Below are 24137 nucleotides of genomic sequence, written 5' to 3'. Positions count from 1 at the left end.
TGCTTATTTCTTAACTGGAAATTTCCAGTCAAATTCGTCTTTTTCATTAATAATTGCTCCAACTTCAAACTTTACAACTTCGTCAAATTCTGTTTGAAGAATAAACCAATTGTCTTCATTGAAATAGTTTTCGAAAGTATCAAAAGTCTCCTGAGTGTATTTTGTAATTCCTTTTGTTGCTAAATCTTTCTTTACATCAGCAATTTTTCTTCCGATAAGCTTGAATCCAAAAACTTCCAAGTCAGCACTTGAAGCTACTAAATAACCTAATTTCAAGTCTTCTTCCTGATAAAATGTCAATCTGATTTTGTGTGCATTGTATACAAAAATTACATTATCATCTTCGTCTACATAATTTTTGTCCGGTTTTCCTAAAGCAGCTGTTACATCATTTTGCTTCATTCCGAAAAGCAGCTTATCAATCCCTGATTTTAGATTTATTTTCATAATACGTGTCTTTTATTTGAGGTGCAAATTTCGTGAAGTTTTTATAAAGTTGGTTGTGTTTCTCTTTTTATTAAATAATAATTATTTTATGCGTCCCACTTTTCTGGCAACTGTTATATAATCCTCAGATTCAACAAATTCAATGCGCTCCAAAATCATTCTTTTAAAGGAATCCCTTTCACTTTCTTCTAATTGCATTCCAAATTCAGCAATTCTAATTTCCGAAAGTATTTCTCTTTCCAATTCTGACCTGATCTCAACCTCTTTTTCATTTAAAACCAAACTTCCCGGCAATCGATCCATAGGAGCTCGACTTGAAAAAACAACTTTTTGTACAAATTCAACTTCATAAAAAATTGACTCTTCTTTTCTTATTTTTAAAACAAGAGTTCCTCCATCCATAGAAACGCCAATATTTTCAATTATTATTTGCTTTTTCATATCAAAATAACACATTAATAAACCTAACAGGTTTTAAAAACCTGTTAGGTTTTGCTCGTAAAATCTAGTAATTCTTCTTATTTGGTTTAGCACTCATGTAAAAAGTGATTTTACCACCATTAATAACATCTGAATGTTTCAGGAAAGGCTTATCTAATTGTTTTCCGTTTAAAAGCACTTTACTCACAAATACATTTTTATCCGATTGATTGACGGTTTCTACTTCGAAAGTTTTTCCGTTTTCTAAATTAAAAGTACCTTTTTTAACTAACGGACTTCCCAATGCATATTCGTCAGAACCCGGCGCAACAGGATAAAATCCTAAACTGCTAAAAATATACCACGCACTCATTTGTCCAAAATCATCATTTCCGCCTAAACCGTCAGCGCCATTTCGGTACATTTTTTTCAGGATCATTCTAATTTTATCCTGAGCTTTCCAAGGCGAATTTGTCCAATCGTACAAATAAACTACATGATGAGAAGGTTCGTTTCCATGAACATAATTCCCGATTATTCCTTCTCTGGTAATATCTTCTGTGTTTTCAAAATATTTGTCCGGTAAATGCATGCTGAACAAGGAATCCAGACGAACATTAAACTTATCATTTCCGCCCATCATTTTAATCATTTCGGCTGGATCTTGCGGAACATACAAACTATAATTCCATGAATTTCCTTCAATAAAACCTTGTCCGTGTGTATCTAATGGATCAAATTCTTTTTTGAAAGTTCCGTCATTTAATTTAGGGCGCATAAATCCTGTTTTAGCATCGTAAACATTTTTATAGTTTTTTGATCTTTCGATGAATTCATTATAAACGTCTGTTTTACCTAACTTTTTTGCAGCCTGAGCAATTGCCCAATCATCATAAGCATATTCTAATGTTTTAGAAACCGAAGCTCCATTTTTATCCTCCGGAACATAACCCATTTTCATATAATATTCCAAACCGTCATAATAAGGTACTTTTGCTGTGTTTATACAAGCCTGAAGTGCTTTTTCTTTGTCAAAATTTCCATTGCCTTTTACAATCGCATCGGCAACAACAGATACCGAATGATAGCCAATCATACACCAATTTTCATTGGCATAATGTGACCAGATTGGCAGCATTTTATGCACGCTTTGATCTGAATGCGCCAACATTGAACTTATCATATCTGAGTTTCTCGCTGGTTGAACTAAGTTAAATAAAGGGTGTAAAGCTCTATAAGTATCCCACAAAGAATAACTGGTATAATTTTTAAAATTCTCGGCTTTATGAACATTCATATCCAAGCCTTTGTAATTTCCGTCTAAATCCATGTATTCTGTTGGACCTAAAAACGCGTGATACATTGCCGTGTAAAAATTGACTAAATCTTCCTTTTGAATGGTTTCAATCTGGATTTTATTCAATTCGTTATTCCAAACTTCCTGACTTTGCTTTTTTATTTTTTCAAAATCCCAACCCGGAACTTCTTTTTTCATATTCTCCAACGCTCCGGCAGAACTTACCGGAGAAAGTGCCATTTTGATTTTGATTTTTTCTCCTTCTTCGGTATTGAAATCAAAAAATAATTTCAGGTTTTGACCTGCCATTTCAGGAAAATTTTTGGTTTGATCAAATCTTCCCCAAAAACCTTTGTAGACGCTTTTTTCCTGTGCAGCTTGTCCGTAACTTTTAATTGGTTTACTAAAAGACATCGCAAAATATACTGTTCTGGTTCTCGCCCAGCCATTTGTCTGGCGATATCCTGTAATTAATGTGTCATTTTCTACCCGAACAAATGTCCAGACATTCTTTTTATCGTAATTGTAAATTCCAGAAGTCAAATCGAGAATAATGTGCGCCTCTTCAGATTTCGGGAAAGTATATTGATGCATTCCTACGCGTGTTGTTGCGGTAAGTTCGGCTTTGATTTTATGATCTTCCAGAAAGACACTGTAATATGCCGGTTCTGCTTTTTCGGTTGTATGAGAAAACGCCGATCTATAACCTGATAATGGTTTTGAAGCTACACCGGGATTTAATTGCAGTTTTCCCGTTGTTGGCATAATCAGGAAATCACCTAAATCTGAATGTCCCGTTCCGCTAAAATGGGTGTGGCTAAAACCTACAATCGTTTTATCTTCATATTGATATCCTGCGCAATATTTATAGACTTCGCCATTGTATTTTCCGTTTAAACCGTAAGCTATCGTATCTGTTTCAGGACTCAATTGCACGCTTCCAAACGGAACTGTTGCACCAGGATAAGTATGTCCCATCTTGGCTGTACCAATCATTGGATCAACATACTGAATTAGATTTTGTTTCTCTATTTTCTTTTGTGCATTTACTTTATTGCCGTAACCAAGCACTAAAAAGGTTAATCCTAAAAGAAAACTTTTACTTTTCATTCTATTCATCAGGTAATTTTTAGATATTATTTTGTCAAAAGCAGTAATCATTATTTACTAAAACGATTTACCAATGCTTTCAGGTTAGAAAAATACAACAAATTCTGCTTTTTTAAAAATGTAAATTTCTTATTGCGAAATAAGGTTTTGAATATCTTTGAAGTATTCAAAAAAACACTTCTTACTTCTATGAAAAATTATATTCTGATTCTGTTTCTTTCTTATTCGGCTTTGGGACTTGCTCAAAAAGTAAGCAGTTACAGATTGACAAAGGACGAAATAATTCAAAGAGAATTAGATGGTGTTTCTGATTTTCCTATCTACAAAGCATTCGAATATCAAGATAAAGGCGGTGTTTATGAATTACTTTTCTGCGAAAACCAAAAAAATATTTCTAAAAAAGATACTTTAAATACTAAGATTCAGGCGATTTCTACCATGAATGATCATGGTGGTTTTTTGGAAAAATGGAGAATTAATGATTTATTAGAAGCCACAGAACCTAAAGAAAAGAATATCTGGTTCTGGACAAAATACTGCAGTACAAAGGATATTGATGGTGATGGTTATATTGAGCCTATAATCGTTTATGGAACAAGAAATGAAAATGACGAAATAAAACGCGTTAAAATTATTGCAGTTTATAAAAACAAAAAATATGTAATTCGTGCTGTAGAATGTGATTTAGATCTTTGCAGAAGTTTTAAAAAAGATCAAAATTGGAATACGCTTCCGCAGAAAATAAAATCCTATGTTGATCAATTGGTCGTTAAGATTAGAAAAGAACAAGGTTTGTTGTTGAAGGATGGCTAGGAGATTAAATCCAATTTTAAAAATTCCAAATTCCAAATCTGAATTTAATTTTATTTGGAATTTTAAACCTTATTTTCGTTTAGCTAAAATAATTCGGTTTCAAAATTCCTAAACAGATATAAACAATTAGAATAGAGTTCTTCAACCTCCTAAATTATGAAAAAGTTTGTATTATTAGTTTCAACAATTGTAATATGTATTACAACTCAGTCTTGTTCTCAAAAAAAAGAAAATTCAAATAAGTATTTGCAAGATTATAACACTATTATTTTTGAATCAAAACGAAAAAAAATTTGTGTAAGCGATGATTTTTCTTCTTTAGAAGAATGGATTAAGGAGAAAAATGGAGAATATAAACAAGTCCAGAAAAAATTAAATTTTAGTAAAAACGAACGGGACAGTTTAGCAAAATATGCCTATCGAATCATAAATCAACCAACTCTTGCTACCAAAGTACTTACTTGTGGAGCTGGTGAAAATATCACAATTGAAATTAGTTATGGCAGCACAAGTATTTCGTGTAAATATTCGTCAATAGAAAGTTGGTCTTCATTGTCAAATGACAACAAAAAGTTGTACGAAATTTTAAATGCTAAAACTGCAATTCCTAAATAAGCGATACTAAAAAATCTATTACAATATAATATGCATAAAAAAAACTAAGAAAAAGAAGCTCTTTTTCTTAGTTTTTTATCCGTCCTAAATCGTTATCCTAGAAAACTCATTATAATTTATTCTCTTTGTCTAAACCGGATTAAAATCCGGCCCTACAATATTGGTCGAGCCGCTGGCTCTTTATCTCTTTGTTTAAACCGGATTGAAATCCGGCCCTACAATATATGTCGAGCCTGTGGCTCTTTCTTTGCTAAAGCTTTTGCTTTAAGTTTTCTTTTACGGCATCAAACCATTCATTTTTTAGAATGCTTAGAATAATTGAATCGCGACGGACTTCGCTATTTGCTGTGGGCATGTGGCTGCGCAAAACTCCTTCGACTTTGCATCCTATGCTTTTCATGGCTGCGATACTGCGCTCGTTGTTATTATCGGCGCGGAATTCTACACGCTCCATTCCGAGGGTTTCGAAAGCAAATTGCAGTAATAAAAATTTGCAGTGTTTGTTTAATCCGGTTCCTCTAAAGGCTGATCCGTACCAGGTATATCCTAATTGTAGTGTTTTATAATCAAGTTGAATGTCGTAAAAACGTGTTGAACCTGCGTATTTTTGAGATTTTTTATCGAATACTATAAACGGAAATTCTCTTTTGTCTTCTCGTGCTTTTATTGCTGATTGAATATAATTGATCAGATTTTCTTTTCCGTCGGCACCAATTAAGGAATATTTCCAGGTTTCTGGCTCGTTGATGGAGATTTCTAATAAATTATCGACATCTGATTCTTGTAAAGGACGCAATAAAACCAAATCGTCTTCAAGAATTATATTGTCTGAGAAACTAAAATTTGATGTTGTGCTCATAATTTTTTTCTTTTTTTCGCCACTGATTAAAGGGATTATATTGCAGATCAAATCCGTTTTTATCGGCGTTTTTACAAAGTAAATCTGTTTTATCCGCGTCAAAATTAGACGCTGATTTTACTGATTCGCTAAAGCGAAAACGCTAATAAAAACGGATTTTTCTAATTACTTTCTTGATTAAACTGTTAAATAATTTTATAGATTCCCTTAACTTAATGACGTTGCCCTACCGGACAAATGAGGAATTCATGAAATATGTTTCTAACAGTATTTAATCTCTCCGAGATATATGATTTGCTTTATATTTCTTTTGTGTTTTTCCTATTCACTCATTTCGTCATAACGCTCCGGAACTTGTGGATCGTATAACGGACATTTGAATTCTTCCATCAATGCAACAAGCTTGTTCATGGTTTTGCCTTCGGTTCCGTAACAATCTATTTTGACGCTTTGTGGAGTTGTGATGACTTGAAATGCACCTTTTCCTTTGGTATTTTGCCAGCTGTTTTCGTCTACTTTTTCCCATTCTGAAAAAACAGAATTGATTCGGTTCATGATAACCTCAACCGGAAGTTTTTCCAAACCTTCTACTTCTTCTTTTTCAACAAGTGCTTCGTAAACTTCGTGATGATTTAGGTAGACTTCTTCTAAATATTTCCAAAAAAGTAATTCGTACATAGTCTGTGTGTATTTCTAAAACCATATAAGTGATATAAGAAAATATAAGTTCAAGCTGACAATCGATTCCGCTAAATCTAAAATGAACTTATATTACTTATATGGTTAATAAATTAATATTCGAATGTTCTGTGTTGCTGGTAATATCCCAGTGTGCTTTTTAGCCCCGATAGTAGTGAAAATCCTTTTGCTTTTTTCTTTAAAAAGCAAAAGATTGTAACGGATAGCGGGATTAGCTCCTGAAAAAGCTAATGGTTATTATTTTACAACGAATGCAATCCAAATTAGCTTTGCGTAAGATGCACTGCTGTGCATCTCTACGTTATATGCCAAAAATTAATACTCGAATGTTCCGTATTCGCTGGTAATAGTCAGTTTTTTGGCATCTGCCGCTTCTACTCTACCTACGATTTGTGCATCGACATTGAATGATTTTGAAATCGCGATGATATCTTGTGCAATATTTTCGGGAACATAAATTTCCATACGGTGACCGCAATTGAAAACCTGATACATTTCCTTCCAATCTGTTTTTGATTGTTCCTGAATTAACTTGAATAATGGCGGAACCGGAAATAAATTGTCTTTTATAATGTGTAGGTTTTGAACAAAATGTAAAATTTTGGTCTGTGCTCCTCCACTGCAATGCACCATTCCGTGAATTTCGTTTGGCGTATAGGTGTCTAAAATTTTCTTGATAATAGGTGCGTAAGTTCTCGTTGGAGAAAGTACTAACTGTCCTGCATTTATTGGGCTATTTTCAACGGCATCAGTTAAATTTACCTGACCGGAATAAATTAATTCTTCGGGAACAAGGGCATCGTAACTTTCAGGATATTTCTTTGCTAAATATTTGCCGAAAACGTCGTGACGTGCAGATGTTAATCCGTTACTTCCCATTCCGCCATTATAGCTTTTTTCGTAAGTTGCCTGACCAAAAGAAGTCAAACCAACAATGACGTCGCCTGCTTTAATGTTTGCATTGTCTACTACATCGCTGCGTTTCATACGAGCGGTTACGGTAGAATCTACAATTATGGTGCGAACTACATCTCCAACATCGGCAGTTTCTCCGCCTGTTGAATGAATCGTTACGCCAAAAGATTTTAATTCGTTGATTAGTTCTTCTGTTCCGTTGATGATTGCCGAGATAACTTCAGCCGGAATTAAGTTTTTGTTTCTTCCAATTGTAGAAGAAAGCAAGATATTATCTGTTGCTCCAACACATAATAAATCGTCGATATTCATGATTAAAGCATCTTGAGCGATTCCTTTCCAAACTGAAATATCTCCGGTTTCTTTCCAATACATATATGCCAATGACGACTTTGTACCTGCGCCGTCTGCGTGCATAATCAAGCAATATTCCGGATCTTGTGTTAGATAATCAGGAACAATTTTACAAAATGCTTGAGGAAATAAACCTTTATCGATGTTTTTTATGGCGTTGTGTACGTCTTCTTTTGATGCCGAAACACCTCTTTGCGCGTACCTTTTGCTAGAATCTGAACTCATGAAACTTAGTTTGTGTTGATGTGGTGCAAAGATAATCGCTTTTTTTAATTCTTTGATTGATTAGCAGGTCTGATTCACAAAAAAAAACGGCAGGTTTATGATTCCTGCCGATTTCCTGCAATTAACACTATAAAAATTTTGGCATTTATTATACTATTCCCAATCGGGCATAAAATATCCTGTGAATAAATTGACTCGTGAATCTGCGGTTGAAATACCACTTTTGAAAACGGTCTTTGCAGAAACACCATCATTTGAGGTATTGGTAAAAATAAATTCGGCTTCATTAGGCGAATATCTCGCATCATAATCATTTGTCCCTGCTGGTTTTTCGTTTGTAATTGATACTGCTGTTGAAGTTGCAAAATTATACTCGAAAATTCGGCTGTCGAGCTGTCTGTAATTCTGATTTTCAAATTCGGAAATATCTCTGGCATAAAGCAGTTTTTGTCCGGTTATGGAGAAATTTAATCCGTTTACAGCTCCTTTTAATCCTGAAAGTACTTGGCTAATTACGGTTCCGGAGGTATTTATAACATAAATTTCGACATTGTAACCACTGACATCATTGACTTTTAAAGCGATTTTTGTGCCATCGTTACTCCAATCACATTCTGATATGAATTTGCCGTTTGGTGTTTTGTAAATTTGTGTCAAACCGCTTCCGTTATTATTAATTCGGTACAGTTTATCAAAATTGGGATAGATAATCTGGCTTCCGGATGTATTCCAGCTAAAGCCTATATAATCCGAATTAAAACCTGTAATAGGAACTGAATTTGTGATTTTTGTAATTGACGATCCATCTTCGTTCATAGTATAAATATGATTTTGTCCGCCGCTGGATCTTACAAAGGCGATTTTTTTGGCTTGTGTATTTCTTCGGGGTCGCCAACTATTGGTTTCACTTGCTGTGAGCTGATATCTGTTTCCGGTATCATCAACAGAATAAATTATGTTGTTGTCCCCCACTTTATTGACTACCAAATATCTTGTGGTTGGGAATGTTATTGTTGTAAAAGAACTTACGGCACTCAAAACATCTGCGTTTATTCCGTCATTTACGGTTACTTGCCAAAAGTATTTTACTCCGTATAATAATCCTGTCAATGATAGTTTTTTGTCTTTAATATCCGGAAATACTTTTACCTCAGTATTGGCATCATTTCGCAAAGTGACTTTAAAAGTCAGAACGTCATTATCAGGATCTGTTGCTGTCCAGGTAAGATCGAGTGCTGTATTTTGTTTTACGGCATTGTCTACAGGAGCTGTCAAAGCCGGAATTGCCGGAGATTTGTTATTTCCCGTTGATTTTTTCATCTCAAATATAACTTCTGATGTATTATTGGATGTCACTGAAACGGATTCGTATTTTGCAACATAACCGTCTTTTTGTGCCTGAAAGGAGTATTCTCCAATTTTCACTTTGGTCATTACAAATCTTCCGTCTGCATTTGTAAAAATGGTTCCAGAGGTTGGACTCGATGTAATTTTGGCATTCTCCATTGGCTCAAAGGTGTCTGCGATTACTACTCTTCCGGTAACGGTTCCATACGATACGGCGTCGACTTTTTCTTCACTGCAAGAACTTAGCACAATGAAAAAAAGAAAACAAAATTTAAAATATAGGTTATTCATCATCTGTGTTTTAAATTATTTCAACTGGCTATTTTTTACTCTTATTTTTATGACTCGAAAAATAATACGTCAATCCTAATCCGAATTTATAGTAATAATCATCTCTGACTCCGGCTACGAGATAATCTAAATTATCGCTGAAGTTGACATTATATTCTCCAAATAATTTAATTCCGATTGCATTGGAAACGAGATATTCTACTCCGGCGCCAAATTGTACTTTTGAATGTGTATTTTCAAACTTCTTATTCATTCCGAATCCGCCGCCTCCATATATATAAGGACTAAATTTGTCTCTTGGAAGCAATAGAAGTTCCAAGTTGAGATCATAAGTCAGATATCCTACGTCGATTAAATCTTTATTGGCGAGCAAAACTGCATTTGTAGAAGCACTTATATTAAGACTGGGCGTAATAAAATATTTTAAGGCTCCACGCGCCATTGGTTTTAAAACAGGATTTACATAATCGCCATCAATAAGTGTTGTTCCGCCCGAAATTTCGATAGCAAACTTAGAACGTCTTGGTTCCAGATCTCTACCATATAATGCGGTACGGTCTGCGACTTCGTTTTCGGTTTCGTATTTTTTCATGGCGATATACAATTCTGACGGCGTTGCATCTGTTTGCCAGATATTGTCCTGAATTCCTTCCAAAACCAAAGATTGAACGGCTTTCTCTATGGCTTCGGTCACCGCCATATGAACGGGTTCATTTGTGGTATATCCTGTTTCTACTTCTAAGAGTCTTTTAAAACTTACGTATTTAAACAAACTTTCGTCTATTGCCTGGGACAAAATTGTTTTTGAAACGTAAACTGATTTTAAAATTTTTCCGTTTGATGTCGAAACCATTCTCAAATAAACCGTTACACGATCCTGACGGTATTTGATAGAACCGCCGGTACCAAAATATCGTGCTCCAAAACCACCTGTTATAATATTAGAATCATAAGAGATTATTCCGCCTTCCAGTAAAACTCCCGCATATAATAATGGGGTTAATTGTGGTTCATTTGGATTGGCATTTTTCGAATATTCTTGTCTTGTAGACCGAATAAGGTTTCTTTCCTGCAATAAATTTCCAATATTCTCCCGTTCGATTGGTATAAACCATTTAGAATCTTCCAGTGCTTTTAGCAAAATCGAAGTTGCACCCTGAGTGACCGCGGTACTAAAATTGCTTCCGTTTTCCTGAGGTTTATATTGTCCTGTCTGGTCCCTGAATTTATAAACTCCAACTACAATTTGTTCTTTTGGTTTTGGAAGTTCTTTTAATAGCGATGTTGCTGGTGTGCTTTCGCCCAGAACTGCTTTTTCTACTCCGGTTGGCTGGTTATAAAAGGCACCACAACCCGAAAATAAAAAAATGACTATCAGTGTTAAGTAGTGATATAATCTCATTTTATTTATTTGGAATGATTACTTGTGTCTGTTCTCCTGTAGTTGTATCTAAAATGTTTACCGATAAACCATCGGATGAAGGGAATATATCGACTGAATAACTTCCAAAAGTGTACGATCCTACAGATAAACCATTTGTTCCAAATTGCTGTTTATAAAGTGAGCTTGAAATCTGACTTAACAACTGGGCATTTAAACTTGCTTTAAATTGTTCCAGATCTGTTTTTTGTGGTGTGACTGCTGTTTTATCTTTTATTTTATTCTGAGATTCAGCGCTGCTTAAAAGCCACTGATAATTAAAAGTATCACCTCCAAAAGCGGGATTTACAGGTTTGTAAACCAAAGCTTGTGATCTGACAAAAGGTGAAAGCAGAAGGAATAATGAGAGGCTTAAAATAAATTTCATGACCTTAATAATAAAATTAATACTGAGTGAAATATTTGCGTTGTTTTTCTAAATCTTTCAAATAATAAATAGTTGCATTGATTGATTCCTGTGCTACAGCTTCTAAAAATTCATCGTCCGGTCGTACTAAAAAATCATAAATAACTTCGTTGTCTATCCAGACGGTTATTTTTGTATTTCTTCCAAAACTATATTCTTCAGTTATAACAACTATTTTTTTTGCATTTATTCCAATATCATTGTATTTGTAATAATACTTATCGTAAAAATCTTTTCCCATTTTGGTTTTGGTATCATCTGTTACGATACCTCTTAACTCAAATCCGTCAACGGGCATAATTATTACATCATCTTTTTTTTTTCTTCACCCAGAACCACTCTGTCTTTTGCTATTATTTCTTTGTCTTCGTCATAGAACAACAGCAACACAATAACCTCATCATCTGTACTCACATTTATCTGAGTGGTCGACAATTTCTTAACTTCATTTGGTTCTAATGTAAAAAGTCCCACTTGGGAATTATTAGACTGATTATTACTTTTATCATTATTTTTTATTACAGATAATCTATAAGAAGCACTTTTGATAACATCGGTAAGGTTTTCTGCCCTTCCGGTGATTTTATAGTTATCTTCTATTTTCTCAATTTCTATTTTTGCCTTTATCTGATTTTGCGGAACTGAAACCTGTCCTGTCAAAACCGAACTAAAAAACAAAAAATTCAAGAGCATATATCTGTATAAAAATTGCATTGCTTTTAATTTAATTTGTTTAAAATAATGACCGAAGCTCCATTTCCGGTTTGTGTGATTTTCATATCCTTAGAAATAGAATTTGAGCCATAACTTTGTATTTTCTGATCGTTTCCGTTTTGAATCATCTCTGTTTTTATGTCAAGATTGGTTCGAAAGGAATAATCTGAAATACTATTGTTTTTTCCTTGTTGAATGATATTCTGATCGATTGTCTTAGCCTCTTTTACTAATGACAAATCATTAAAATCTCCTTTTTGAAAAACTGAAACATTAATTTTTTCCGCATCAAGTTCTGCTCTGGCTGCATTATAATTCCCTATTTGCTGAATTATTACGCCTTGCGAAAATTGCTGCACTTGTTCTAACTGTAATTGATCTGTACTTTTTTTATTCATCGATGATACTATGCTCAGTGCTGTTTCTTTAGAATCAAACACAGAGGAGCTATAAGGTTTAAATCCCTGAGTATCGTCTTTTTGTTGTCCTCGAACAAACACAGAAAAAAGCATTAAAAGAAAAATATATAAAAAGCGAGTTTTCATTTTTCTATGATTTTAAAACATAACAGCTAAATAAATTTAGCTGTTATGTTTACCTATTTTTAGTAATCTTAGTTGCTTTGAATCACATTAGATAAGTTGACATTACCTTGTTGCAGCACAACGCTTACGTTTCCTGTAGAAAGGAATGATGCAGCAGTTTGTGTTCCATAAGATTTGTTTCCGTCTCCTTCTTGTAATACATTTTCAATGTTTCTGTAACCAGTTTGAGTAGAGTTTGCTAGATTGTTATCTCCAAATTGATAGTGATTAGAAACGTTTTTAGAAGCTGCAGTTGCAAATGCTCCACTAGTTTGAGTTTGGTTTGATTCATTGCTTAAACCTCCCTGACTAGCATAAGTTTCACCATAATTTCCGGTTTGCGTTTGGGTAGCTTTGTTTTTTCCGTGAGGAGAAGCCGGTACTGAAGTAGTAAGCGCAGCCATTCCTGTAAATACAGCAGCTGTTGGCAATGTGTTTCCACTAGTTCCCTGATCAATTGTTGCTTTGTTGTGGTTACCGTTTTGAACTTGCGTTCCTTTATCTTCCCCTTTCAGGTTACCTGTAAAAAGACCATAAGAAACATTTGTTTCATCTTGCCAGATGGTTGCCTCATTTTTGTCTCCTGTTTGAGTTTGATACGCTTTATTTCTCCAGTTGTTTTGAGAAATAAATGCATTGTTTTGTTCTCCGTCCTGTACTACTTCTGCTAAGTTGTCATGAGAAATGTTAATGCCAAAAACTGTCATTTGAGCCGGATTTACTCCTTGATAAACTTGTGATGCATTATCCCAATCCATTTGTTTTACACTAGAACTTTGAGCAGTTCCAATTTGATGAACAAAAGCATCCTGGCTTGAACCTGTCTGGTTTACATAACTTGAGTTTGGAGCAATAGTCCCTGGTAGAATCTGTGCGTTTCCAAATGCACTAATAAAAAGCATCGCGGAGATACTTAAAATTACTTTTTTCATAATAAATATATTTAATTGGTTATTAATACAAGTTATTATGTAGGTCAGTGTGATTTGGGGAAATCCAGCTCTCAGAATATCATTTGAAAATAGGACTCTAAAGTTTATTTTCTCTTTCGCTTGACCAAAATTAGAAAACTTATCGAAATCAAAATAAAGTACAATCAGCTATTTTACAAGAGCTTAACTACTTTTCGATGAAATGTAAAACTATCTCGATGAACTACTGTAATCGTTAAAAATATTCATACGAAATAAGCTACATATTACAATTTCTTTACAATTAGTCTAAAACATTTGTTAATTTCAAGCTACTTTAAGCTTTATTTTAACATAATCACAAAAAAAGCCCGTCTTTTTGAGACGGGCTTTAGAAGAATGTTTTGTAATTGCTATTTTGTAAACAACAATTCTCTGTATTTAGTTAAGGTCCAACTTTCGTCGTCTACTAATAATTCTAATTTGTCGCAATGATTTCGAATATCTTCAAAATATGGTTTTACTTTATTGCAATATGTTTCTGCCATTTTTTGAGCATCGGTTAATTGATTTGCTTTTTTTCGCTCATTAGTCATTGCCAATACTTTAGAATTTATTCCTTCAATATGACCGGAAATTTCTTTGATTAAAACAATTTGCTCTTTTGCGATAGTTTCAAATTCTTTCCCGAAAATTTCTTTTAATCCTTTTACATTCTCAATTAATGTATTTTGATAACGAATCGCTGTTGGAATTACGTGGTTTCTGGCAATATCACCTAAAACTCTTCCTTCAATCTGAATTTTTTTGGTGTATTCTTCCAATTCTATTTCGTAACGTGCTTCTGCTTCAACGTGGTTTAAAATTCCTAATTCAGAAAATAAGTCCAATGCTTGTTTCGAAACTTTCGCTTTAATCGCTTCCGGAGTGGTTTTAAAATTGCTTAAACCTCTTTTGGCAGCTTCTTTTTCCCAGGCTTCACTATATCCGTCACCTTCAAAAAGTATTTTTTTAGATTGTTTGATGTATTCTCTCAGAACATTAAAAATAGCATCATCTTTCTTCATGTCTTTAGAATCGATTAAACTATCTACTTCTGTTTTAAAATCTATTAACTGTTTTGCGACAATCGCGTTCAGGGTTGTCATTGCATTCGAACAGTTTGCAGTTGAACCAACAGCTCTAAACTCAAATTTATTTCCTGTAAAGGCAAATGGCGATGTTCTGTTTCTGTCTGTATTATCCAAAAGTACATCTGGAATTTTACCTACTACATTCAGTTTTAAATCCGTTTTTTCTTCGGGAGATAATTTCCCTGTAGTAACGCTTTCTAATTCTGATAAAACTTTTGTCAATTGTGCTCCAATAAAAACAGAGATAATTGCCGGCGGCGCTTCATTGGCTCCTAACCTGTGATCGTTACTTGCTGTTGCGATCGAAGCTCTCAATAACGTTTCGTAATCGTTAACTGCTTTTATGGTATTAATAAAGAAGGTAAGAAATTGTAAATTACTCATTGGCGTTTTACTCGGACTCAATAAGTTAACTCCTGTATCTGTTGCCAGTGACCAGTTGTTGTGTTTTCCGGAACCGTTTACTCCTTTAAATGGTTTTTCGTGAAATAGCACTTTAAAATCATGACGCTCTGCCACTTTTTGCATTACATCCATTAATAAGCAGTTATGATCTACGGCAAGATTTGTTTCTTCAAAAATTGGTGCTAATTCAAACTGATTTGGCGCAACCTCATTATGACGTGTTTTTACCGGAATTCCCAATAACATACATTCTTGTTCTAAATCTCTCATATACGTTAAAGCACGCGTAGGAATAGATCCAAAATAATGATCGTCAAGTTGTTGCCCTTTTGCAGAAGTATGTCCTAATAATGTTCTTCCAGTCATCATTAAATCCGGGCGTGAATTTGCTAATGCTTTATCGATCAAAAAGTATTCTTGCTCCCAGCCTAAAGTAGCGGTAACTTTCTTTACGTTTTTGTCAAAATATTTACATACTTCTGTCGCCGCTTCGTCCATTACAGATAATGCTCTCAATAACGGAATTTTGTTATCTAATGCTTCTCCTGTATAAGCGATAAAAACGGTTGGAATACATAAAGTTGTTCCATATATAAAGGCTGGTGAAGTTGGATCCCAAGCGGTGTAACCTCTTGCTTCAAATGTATTTCTGATTCCGCCATTCGGGAAACTTGATGCATCCGGTTCTTGTTGTACTAATTGTGCTCCGCCAAATTTTTCTACAGGATCACTTCCGTCATAAGAAGTTTCAAAAAAAGCATCGTGTTTCTCCGCAGTTGTTCCTGTAAGAGGCTGAAACCAGTGTGTATAATGTGTAACTCCTTTGGCAAGAGCCCATTCTTTCATTCCCATGGCGATATAATCGGCCAGTTTTCTGTCTATTTTAGTTCCGTGCTGAACCGCATCTCTTACCCCTTTTAAAGCATCTGAAGTTAAGAATTGCTTCATTGCTTTTTCATTAAACACATTTGCACCAAAAATGTTTGACTTTCTGTCTATTTCTTCAAAATGTACCGGCTTTCTTGTAGAAGCTTCTTTTAAAGCTTGGAAACGTAATGTTGACATGTATATAAGTTTAAAAATTCGTAATAATTTTCATTAAAAAAAGAGGAACAAATATAAACAATAAACCCCCTGTTTTGCAGCTAAATTTTAGAAAATTATACGACGATTTTTCAACAGAAGAAGCTTTTTACAAAGAATAATGAACACGAACAATAGAAATATAACAAAAGACCTTAGTATTATTCATTAAATAAACATTTTTTCATAATTCCTTAACCCTGAAATTCAAAAATCTATCGTAATTATTACGAATTTATTTTTTTAAGGTGTTAAAAATTGCTTTTTATAAAATATACCCCTAACAAAATTGCGCTTCTCTAAAAAATTATAGTCCATTAAACAAAATAGCCCCCTAATTTTTAGGACTAAAAAAATAAATCTATATTTGACCCAACGAAAAAAACAAAAAAATTAATTTATATTATTATGGCTAAAATTAAGTTAGAGTACATTTGGTTAGATGGATATGAACCAACTCAAAATCTTAGAAGTAAAACTAAAGTTGAAGAGCACGAAAATTTCAAAGGAACATTAGAAGAACTTGGAAACTGGTCATTTGATGGTTCGTCAACAAAACAAGCTGAAGGTGGATCTTCTGACTGTTTATTAGTTCCTGTTGCAATTTATCCGGATCCAACACGTATCAACGGATATTTGGTTATGACAGAAGTTATGTATGCTGATGGAACTCCACACGCTTCAAACGGTAGAGCTACTATTGATGATGATGGTGATTTTTGGTTTGGTTTCGAACAAGAATATTTCATCATGGATACTAAAACTTTATTGCCATTAGGTTTCCCTGTTGGAGGTTATCCTGCTCCACAAGGTATGTACTACTGCTCTGTAGGTGGAAAAAACACTCACGGAAGAAAATTAGTAGAAGAACATGCTGACTTATGTATCGCTGCAGGTATTAACTTTGAAGGTATTAACCAAGAGGTTGCTTGCGGACAATGGGAATTCCAATTATTCGCTAAAGGTGCTAAAAAAGCCGGAGACGAAATCTGGGTTGCTCGTTACTTATTAGATCGTTTGACTGAAAAATATGGTTACTATATCGAATACCACCCAAAACCACTTGGTGATACTGACTGGAATGGTTCTGGTATGCACGCTAACTTCTCTAACGAGGTGTTAAGAACATGTGGAGATCAAGCTACTTACGAAAAAATCTGTGAGGCTTTCCGTCCTGTTACTGCTGAACACATCGCAGTTTACGGAGCTTACAACGATCAACGTTTAACAGGTAAACATGAAACTGCTTCTATTCACGATTTCTCTTATGGAGTTTCAGACAGAGGATGTTCTATCAGAATTCCTTTAATGACTGTTCAGAAAGGTTGGAAAGGTTGGTTAGAAGACAGAAGACCAGCTTCAAACGGTGATCCATACAAAATTGCTGCTAGAATTGTTAAAACTGTAAAATCAGTACTATAATTCAAAGCCTAAATTATAATACTAAAAGTGCCATCTTAATTGTTGGCACTTTTTTTTGTTACCAACAAACCCGACAGGTTTAGCACAATCTTGTCATCTCGACAGAGGAGAAATCACACAAGAAATTCCACAATCAAAGTCGCCAATCTTTGTTAAGCCACTAGTGTGATTTCTCCTTACGTCGAAATGACATAAAATGAGTATAGATTTGTAACATTCAATACCAACAAACCCAACAGGTTTAACACAATCTTGTCATCTCGACAGAGGAGAGATCACACAAGAAATTCCACAATCAAAGTCGCCAATCTTTGTCGAGCCACTAGTGTGATTTCTCTCCCGAAGCCTCGGGATCGAAATGACATAAAATGAGTATAGATTTGTAATATTCAATACCCTAAACCCAATATGTTAACACAATCTTGTCATCTCGACAGAGGAGAGATCACACAAGAAATTCCACAATCAAAGTCGCCAATCTTTGTCGAGCCACTAGTGTGATTTCTCTCCCGAAGCCTCGGGATCGAAATGACATAAAATGAGTATAGATTTGTAACATTCAATACACCTAAACCCAATATGTTAACACAATCTTGTCATCTCGAAGAAGGAGAGATCACACAAGAAACTCTACAATCAAAGTCACCAATCTTTGTCGAGCCACTAGTGTGATTTCTCCTTACGTTGAAATAACATAAAATGAGTACAGATTTGTAATATTCAATACCCCTAAACCCAATATGTTAACACAATCTTGTCATCTCGACGAAGGAGAAATCACACAAGAAACTCTACAATCAAAGTCGCCAATCTTTGTCGAGCCACTAGTGTGATTTCTCCTTACGTCGAAATGACATAAAATGAGTATAGATTTGTAACATTCAATACCAACAAACCCAACAGTCCCGAAGTCTCGGGATTAAAACCTGTACGGTTTACACTAAATTTTAAGCTTATTTCTACTAATAAATTTTAAAGTTAAACTTCAAAAACTATCTTTGTAAATCATTAAAAAAAAGTATTATGATAGTCTGGATTTTGTTTTTATTAGCCGTTGTTTTTATTCTTGCTTTAGATTTGGGTGTTTTCAATAAAACTCCTCATATTATTAGTACCAAAGAAGCAAGCAAATGGACCCTGATTTGGGTAACACTTTCATTCTTGTTTTCGGGAGTAATTTACTGGCTTTATACAACAGATTATATTGCAAATCCAGATAAGCTAAAACCTGCCGTAGCTTCAATGAAGTTTATTACAGGTTATCTTATCGAATTATCCTTAAGTGTAGATAATATTTTTGTGATTGCCATTATTTTTGCTTCTTTCAAAATACCTCAAAAATACCAACACCGCGTTTTGTTCTGGGGAATTCTGGGAGCAGTTATTTTCCGCGGATTAATGATTTTCTTTGGAGTAATGCTTATCAATAAATTTACATGGACAACGTATCTTTTTGGCGCGTTCTTAATCTTTACCGCTTTAAAAATGTTGTTTTCCGGCGAAGATGATGATTTTCAGCCAAAAGATTCTTTTGTATACAAAACACTAGGAAAAATTATTCCGATTACTGCTGAAATGGACGGTGAGAAATTTTTCATCAGTACAAAAACGGCAAAAAAAGCTGCAACTCCATTATTTGTAGCCTTGATCGTTATTGAAGTTATGGACGTTCTTTTTGCAGTAGACAGTGTTCCGGCTATTTTAGCCATTACCAAAGATCCGTTTTTGGTATTTAGCTCGAATATCTTTGCAATTCTGGGATTACGTTCTATGTATTTCTTTCTGGCGAATATGCTGGCAAAATTCAGTTTCTTAGAATATAGCTTAGTTGCTATTTTAGCTTTCGTAGGATTAAAAATGATTCTTCATGATTTAATTCAAGTTCCAGAATGGGCTTCTTTAGGATTTATCGCTCTTTCGCTTTTAGTGGGAATTTTGGTTTCTCTAAAATTTGGAGAAGAAAAAGAACTTACCGATACAGATAATGAATGATTTTTCTGAAATATATAAAAATAAAAAGGAGATCGTTTTGATCTCCTTTTTTATATGCACTATTTTAACAAAATAACATAATATCAAATAAATCTTATGTTTTAGTATTAAAAAATAAGATTATACACAAACAATATATTATTTTTACTCATTATAAATAATTAAATTTTATCATGAGCAAAAATTACATTCCATTAATTTTCCTGTTTTTCCTAAACACATTAATGTTTGGACAAAAAGTTATCATTACACCACTTGTAGTCAATGGCAAAAGTGTTGTAAGTACAAGCCCTATAAATCTGGAATCTGTAGATCGATCCAGCGTTTCCTTATCCGTAAGAATAGAATCCCCAGTCCCAGTAGGAAGCGGAAGCGAAGGAACTCTTAGTATTTTATTCACTAAAGATAATGCAATTACTCCAATTGTAGCCGAAGGAGGTTTTGAAAGAATGACAAACTTTGGCGGAGGAAATACCGCAACAATAAGTTTTGTAATCACATTAGACTTAAGCTCTTTTAATCTTTCAGGAGGATCTATCTCGGCACAATACAAAAGCTTTTCAGGTATAGTTTACAAAAGTGCTAATGTATCCGTTATTAAAAATGGCAGCACACCAACTACTCCTCCTGTAACTCCTCCAACAACACCAACTGCTCCAAATTTTAAAAACACATTATGCTGTGATCAAGATGTAAGATACGGAGACAGACCGGCTCCAATGATAGCAACTACTATTGATCCTTCAAAAGTTTCTGCTTCATGGCTTAAACTCGTTGGCGGTCAATTTCCTAATGCTACTTACAAAGGTGTTAACTATTCAACAAATAAATACAATGTATTAATTACAGATTACGTAACAGAACCAGGAACTTACAAAAGAAGACTCGGTAATGATTTTCCTTTTAACGATAGTAATCCCGTAAACATCAGAATAATTCCTTCTCCAATAACTACAAATGAAATTTCAATTGAAGGCGCAAAAGATGCAAATGGTTTTACTGAAATTACGAACACAAATCCAAAATCAATATATGGCAGCGGCAGATCTGTATCAGCACAAGTAAACTTAAACATTCTTGCAGATCCTTATCATGTTGCTCAAAGAGGAGATACTTATGCTGATTTAGACCGATTTGAATGGCAATATACAAGAACAAGTCCAAATGATAATAGTGAATACAAAACTTGGATAACTATACCAAATGAAATTGGTACAACTTTAGAGTATTTCACTCCGGAAAACATGTCAGCTACAGTCGATAATTATTTTCTTGTGAGAAGGATTGCCATTTACAAAGACATACAAAGAGTTAGTAATGTTTTAAAAATAATACCACGAATAGTAAAGAATAACAATATTATTTGCTGTGATCAGGTTTTAATTGAGGGCGCTTCGAGTGTAGAAAGTCCATCAGTTATTACAGGTTCTGCTCCATCTATTGAAAATCCAAATGGAGCAAATATTCAAATTCTAAATACAACGTATCAATGGCAAAACCAAACGATAACTACTAATACCAGACCAAATGTATTTGGGACTTGGAATAACATTAACGGATCAACATCAAAAGACTGTCTTCCAGTGCCTTTACAATATACAATAGTAAACGGTCCAAGAGGAACAAGTCAGACTGTTCAGACCATTTATAATTACAGACGTATTGCAACAATTACCTATAGAACTATAAGCAGCAATGGCAGTTTTGCAGATGCAATTACAAAATCATATAGTAATGAGATCAACATAAAATCAGGACGAGATTATGGACCGGCAACATTAATCGCCTATCCAAATCCTGCATCTTCAATTATAAATGTTGAATACAAAGGAGCTGATTATACTTTATCGACTACAAATATAACCGTAGCAAACACATTGGGGACGATTGTAAATTCAAATAATTTTTCAACTGTAAGCCCAAACATAATTAGTATCGATGTTTCGAATCTACCTATTGGAACCTATTTTATAAATGTCGACACAGGATTGGGATCAAGAAGAAACGGTCAGGTAACTTTTCTAAAAAGTAATTAAAAAATTAAAATTCTATCAGCTAAAAAAGGGAGATCATGGAGATCTCCTTTTTTATGTCTTATTATTAATACCTTATAATGTCATTATTAAACCTTTTACCAGTAAGATAAAAATGTATTAAACAATACATTTAACATACTATAAACCTTAAAACTATTTATCATGAGAAAAAATTACATCTATCTCCTTTTCCTATTTTTGTTTGCGAGCACTTTGTTTGCACAAAAAGTTACTATCACGCCAACATCTGTAAACGGATCAAATGTGAATGCCGGACCAATTAACCTTGCCTCTATTCCTTACTCTACTGTTTCGTTAGGCGTTAAAGTAGAATTTCCTGCTGGCGCTGCAGTGGGAGATCAGGGAACTATTAAGGTTTATTATATAAACTCTGTCGCGCTAGGAGCAAATGTTGCTAATGGCGGCGATGGCGGTACATTGTTTTTTGGCGGAGGAAAAACTGCCACGAGAAGTTTTACGATAAACTTAAACTGGTCAGATTTTCAAACCTCCGGAGGATTTGTATATGCCGAATATAAAAGCAGCAATAGCGCATCTGCAATAGCATATAAAAGCGCTTATCTTTCTGTGATAAAAAATGCTACAATGACCACAGGAACAAATTTGAATCCTCCTGCCGATGCTCCTAACCCTACAAAAATCTCGAATACTTTATGCTGTAACCAAACCGTTAGATTAGGCGACAAACCGGCAATAATAACTGGAACCACTTACCTTAATCCTTATCAGGGAGAACCTTATGGTATCAATTCTTCTTGGGCTGCAAACGGACTAAACAGTGTGAGATTTATAAGCAATAGCCCAAGCTCTTTAGAAATTGACTATCTAACCGAAACTGGAAAATTTACAGTTACAAGAGGTCTAGGATATCGTTATGGTGGTCAATACCCTAATAAAAGTAATGCGGTAACTATTACGGTTGTTCCATCACCCATCTTGAGTAATACTATAGATCAAAATAATGCCAATACAATAGATTCAAATGGTTTTGCTGAATTCTCAAGTTTAAAATCAGTTGACATTACAGGTACCTTATCACATGTGAGTTTAAATATGTTGAAAGATCCGAATCATATTTATGACAGAACTGACGAAATTTCTAGGGATGCAACTTATTCTTGGGAATATACTAAAACAAACAAAGAAAGCACTTTAGACTCAAAAATATGGATTCCAATCATAAGTGAAAATTCTTCGAACCTGTATGGATTCAATCCTACAATTACAAATTCAGAGGATAATTATTACATAGTAAGAAGAATTGCCTCGTATCAAGGGATTTCAAGAATTAGCAATGAAGTTAAAATAATGACTCGAACTATGGGATATAATAATACTATTTGTTGCGACCAAATATTAAAAATAATCTCTCTTACAGACTACGAAGCCCCTAATACAATAATTGGATCGACACCAACTATTGATAGTAGCACTATGAATGGTAACAATTTCAGCATATTAGGAATAAGCTATCAATGGCAAAATCAAATCCAAGGAAGAAGTCTTTCTGCATGGACAGATATACCAGCAGCAATATCAAAAGACTATCTTCCATCTTTATCTTCTTTAAAAGTTATTACAGGTAGTGGACGAAGAGGTACACAAGCATTTGTTCTCGAATCTTCATATATCTACAGAAGAATTACAAAAATCAACTACCAAATTTTTAATCCAAATGGGATCAATAAAACAGTTACTAGTTACAGTAATGAAGTATCTCTGACTGCAAGTTCAGATGAACCATACATAAAAATTTACCCTAACCCTACTTCATCAGTTTTAAACATCCAAAGCACAACAGACATTTCAAAATCTAAGGTAACCATTACCAATATAACAGGAAATACAATAAATTACAATTTTTCAGTAGTAAATCCAAATTTGATTAGTGTAGATATTTCACAATTAACAAATGGCACTTACTTTATCGCGATTGAGAATAGAGATATTTCTCTAATTACATTTATAAAACAATAATAAAAATTATGTCATAAAAAAAGGAAATCTTACGATTTCCTTTTTTTGTATTTGTAACCTAATGATTAATTTAATTCCTTAACATTACTATCATCAATATTATATTTTGCAATAACCGCATTATAATCTGAATAATCAGCTTTTACTTTTTTTCCTGTAGTTCCATCATCACCTGGAATAATAACAACTCTAAATGTTTTCCCTAATCTAAAAGCAGCTGGTAATTGAGATAAATCACTTAAACTTCCATCAATAAAAACCGTAACTCTATTTTTAGAAAAGTTAAAGTTATACTGAGCAGTTTCTGTACCATCATTAAAGTAATATATCTGAGGCAACAATGCCCAGCTGTTTCCTCCCGTTGTGCTAACTAACTCATATACTAAAACATTATCTCCCGACAACATTCCTGACGGTGTGCTAGTAACAGCAAAATCTGGTCCAGCAAAGTTAACATTATTCATTTGATAAACAAAAGCAATTGGAGCATCATATCCCGGAGGTCCCTGAGGTCCTTCTGGTCCTTCACAACTAGAAAATGCCATTAATCCAATGACTGCGAAAAGTGTAAGTATCTTTTTCATGATATTTGTGGTATTTAGTTTTTAGAAATATTTATA

21 protein-coding genes are annotated in these 24137 nt (G+C 34.1%); 6 read left to right on the top strand and 15 right to left on the bottom strand.

Going from position 1 to position 24137, the window contains the following annotated elements; genetic code table 11:
* Nucleotides 1-3: 3 nt before the first annotated feature.
* The 3 genes from EAH81_RS09715 to EAH81_RS09705 form a co-directional block, all read right to left on the bottom strand.
* Nucleotides 4-447, bottom strand: a complete 444-nt coding sequence (locus tag EAH81_RS09715) for a hypothetical protein (RefSeq protein WP_140506362.1) — start codon at nucleotides 445-447, stop codon at nucleotides 4-6.
* Nucleotides 448-528: 81 nt separating this feature from the next.
* Nucleotides 529-888: a hypothetical protein gene (locus EAH81_RS09710; RefSeq protein WP_140506360.1), complete on the bottom strand. Its 360-nt coding sequence runs from the start codon at nucleotides 886-888 to the stop codon at nucleotides 529-531.
* Nucleotides 889-952: 64 nt separating this feature from the next.
* Nucleotides 953-3274: a GH92 family glycosyl hydrolase gene (locus EAH81_RS09705; protein WP_410501103.1), complete on the bottom strand. Its 2322-nt coding sequence runs from the start codon at nucleotides 3272-3274 to the stop codon at nucleotides 953-955.
* A 189-nt stretch (nucleotides 3275-3463) separates the two neighbouring features.
* On the opposite strand from EAH81_RS09705, the gene EAH81_RS09700 reads away from it, so the two are divergent.
* Together EAH81_RS09700 and EAH81_RS09695 are read left to right on the top strand one after the other, a co-directional pair.
* Nucleotides 3464-4087 carry a M949_RS01915 family surface polysaccharide biosynthesis protein gene (locus tag EAH81_RS09700; RefSeq protein ID WP_140506357.1) on the top strand — a complete coding sequence of 208 codons (624 nt, stop codon included), beginning with the start codon at nucleotides 3464-3466 and terminating at the stop codon, nucleotides 4085-4087.
* A 156-nt stretch (nucleotides 4088-4243) separates the two neighbouring features.
* Nucleotides 4244-4702 carry a hypothetical protein gene (locus EAH81_RS09695; RefSeq protein ID WP_140506356.1) on the top strand — a complete coding sequence of 153 codons (459 nt, stop codon included), beginning with the start codon at nucleotides 4244-4246 and terminating at the stop codon, nucleotides 4700-4702.
* A gap of 250 nt (nucleotides 4703-4952) precedes the next feature.
* Here EAH81_RS09695 and EAH81_RS09690 read toward each other — a convergent pair whose 3' ends face one another.
* The 11 genes from EAH81_RS09690 to EAH81_RS09640 all read right to left on the bottom strand — a co-directional run bounded on the left by EAH81_RS09690 (nucleotide 4953) and on the right by EAH81_RS09640 (nucleotide 16051).
* Complete coding sequence (locus tag EAH81_RS09690; protein ID WP_140506354.1) at nucleotides 4953-5561, bottom strand: GNAT family N-acetyltransferase; 609 nt, start codon at nucleotides 5559-5561, stop codon at nucleotides 4953-4955.
* A gap of 321 nt (nucleotides 5562-5882) precedes the next feature.
* Complete coding sequence (locus EAH81_RS09685; RefSeq protein WP_121325973.1) at nucleotides 5883-6239, bottom strand: hypothetical protein; 357 nt, start codon at nucleotides 6237-6239, stop codon at nucleotides 5883-5885.
* 336 nt (nucleotides 6240-6575) lie between these two features.
* A complete protein-coding gene (locus EAH81_RS09680) occupies nucleotides 6576-7754 on the bottom strand; it encodes an AIR synthase related protein (protein ID WP_140506352.1) in 1179 nt (392 codons plus the stop codon).
* Between the two features lie 153 nt (nucleotides 7755-7907).
* Complete coding sequence (locus EAH81_RS09675) at nucleotides 7908-9395, bottom strand: carboxypeptidase regulatory-like domain-containing protein (protein ID WP_140506350.1); 1488 nt, start codon at nucleotides 9393-9395, stop codon at nucleotides 7908-7910.
* 25 nt (nucleotides 9396-9420) lie between these two features.
* Nucleotides 9421-10794 carry a CsgG/HfaB family protein gene (locus EAH81_RS09670; protein ID WP_140506348.1) on the bottom strand — a complete coding sequence of 458 codons (1374 nt, stop codon included), beginning with the start codon at nucleotides 10792-10794 and terminating at the stop codon, nucleotides 9421-9423.
* 1 nt (nucleotide 10795) lies between these two features.
* Nucleotides 10796-11200 carry a curli production assembly/transport component CsgF gene (locus tag EAH81_RS09665; RefSeq protein WP_140506345.1) on the bottom strand — a complete coding sequence of 135 codons (405 nt, stop codon included), beginning with the start codon at nucleotides 11198-11200 and terminating at the stop codon, nucleotides 10796-10798.
* A gap of 16 nt (nucleotides 11201-11216) precedes the next feature.
* On the bottom strand, nucleotides 11217-11537 hold the full coding sequence (locus tag EAH81_RS09660; RefSeq protein WP_099711450.1) for a CsgE family curli-type amyloid fiber assembly protein: 321 nt from the start codon (nucleotides 11535-11537) through the stop codon (nucleotides 11217-11219).
* A 5-nt stretch (nucleotides 11538-11542) separates the two neighbouring features.
* Complete coding sequence (gene csgH, locus EAH81_RS09655; protein ID WP_140506343.1) at nucleotides 11543-11953, bottom strand: curli-like amyloid fiber formation chaperone CsgH; 411 nt, start codon at nucleotides 11951-11953, stop codon at nucleotides 11543-11545.
* A 5-nt stretch (nucleotides 11954-11958) separates the two neighbouring features.
* Nucleotides 11959-12498 (bottom strand): hypothetical protein, encoded by a 540-nt coding sequence (locus EAH81_RS09650; RefSeq protein WP_140506341.1) that lies wholly within the window; start codon nucleotides 12496-12498, stop codon nucleotides 11959-11961.
* Between the two features lie 68 nt (nucleotides 12499-12566).
* Nucleotides 12567-13469 carry a hypothetical protein gene (locus EAH81_RS09645; protein WP_140506338.1) on the bottom strand — a complete coding sequence of 301 codons (903 nt, stop codon included), beginning with the start codon at nucleotides 13467-13469 and terminating at the stop codon, nucleotides 12567-12569.
* A gap of 392 nt (nucleotides 13470-13861) precedes the next feature.
* On the bottom strand, nucleotides 13862-16051 hold the full coding sequence (locus tag EAH81_RS09640; RefSeq protein ID WP_140506335.1) for a glutamine synthetase III: 2190 nt from the start codon (nucleotides 16049-16051) through the stop codon (nucleotides 13862-13864).
* Between the two features lie 426 nt (nucleotides 16052-16477).
* Here EAH81_RS09640 and EAH81_RS09635 point away from each other — a divergent pair, with 426 nt between their 5' ends.
* The 4 genes from EAH81_RS09635 to EAH81_RS09620 all read left to right on the top strand — a co-directional run bounded on the left by EAH81_RS09635 (nucleotide 16478) and on the right by EAH81_RS09620 (nucleotide 23517).
* Entirely contained in the window at nucleotides 16478-17491 is a 1014-nt protein-coding gene (locus EAH81_RS09635) for a glutamine synthetase beta-grasp domain-containing protein (protein ID WP_140506333.1), read from the top strand.
* 1023 nt (nucleotides 17492-18514) lie between these two features.
* Nucleotides 18515-19483 (top strand): TerC family protein, encoded by a 969-nt coding sequence (locus tag EAH81_RS09630; RefSeq protein ID WP_140506330.1) that lies wholly within the window; start codon nucleotides 18515-18517, stop codon nucleotides 19481-19483.
* A 173-nt stretch (nucleotides 19484-19656) separates the two neighbouring features.
* Nucleotides 19657-21519 carry a T9SS type A sorting domain-containing protein gene (locus EAH81_RS09625; RefSeq protein ID WP_140506328.1) on the top strand — a complete coding sequence of 621 codons (1863 nt, stop codon included), beginning with the start codon at nucleotides 19657-19659 and terminating at the stop codon, nucleotides 21517-21519.
* A 162-nt stretch (nucleotides 21520-21681) separates the two neighbouring features.
* A complete protein-coding gene (locus EAH81_RS09620) occupies nucleotides 21682-23517 on the top strand; it encodes a T9SS type A sorting domain-containing protein (protein ID WP_140506325.1) in 1836 nt (611 codons plus the stop codon).
* A 65-nt stretch (nucleotides 23518-23582) separates the two neighbouring features.
* On the opposite strand, the gene EAH81_RS09615 is transcribed toward EAH81_RS09620, so the two are convergent.
* Nucleotides 23583-24101, bottom strand: a complete 519-nt coding sequence (locus tag EAH81_RS09615; protein ID WP_140506323.1) for a hypothetical protein — start codon at nucleotides 24099-24101, stop codon at nucleotides 23583-23585.
* Between the last annotated feature and the right edge of the window lie 36 nt (nucleotides 24102-24137).

The organism is Flavobacterium pectinovorum, assembly GCF_006438875.1.
In the GTDB taxonomy this organism is placed as follows: domain Bacteria; phylum Bacteroidota; class Bacteroidia; order Flavobacteriales; family Flavobacteriaceae; genus Flavobacterium; species Flavobacterium pectinovorum_A.
Note: the sequence above shows the minus strand (reverse complement) of the source record. Positions and strands in the feature narration are given on the sequence as shown.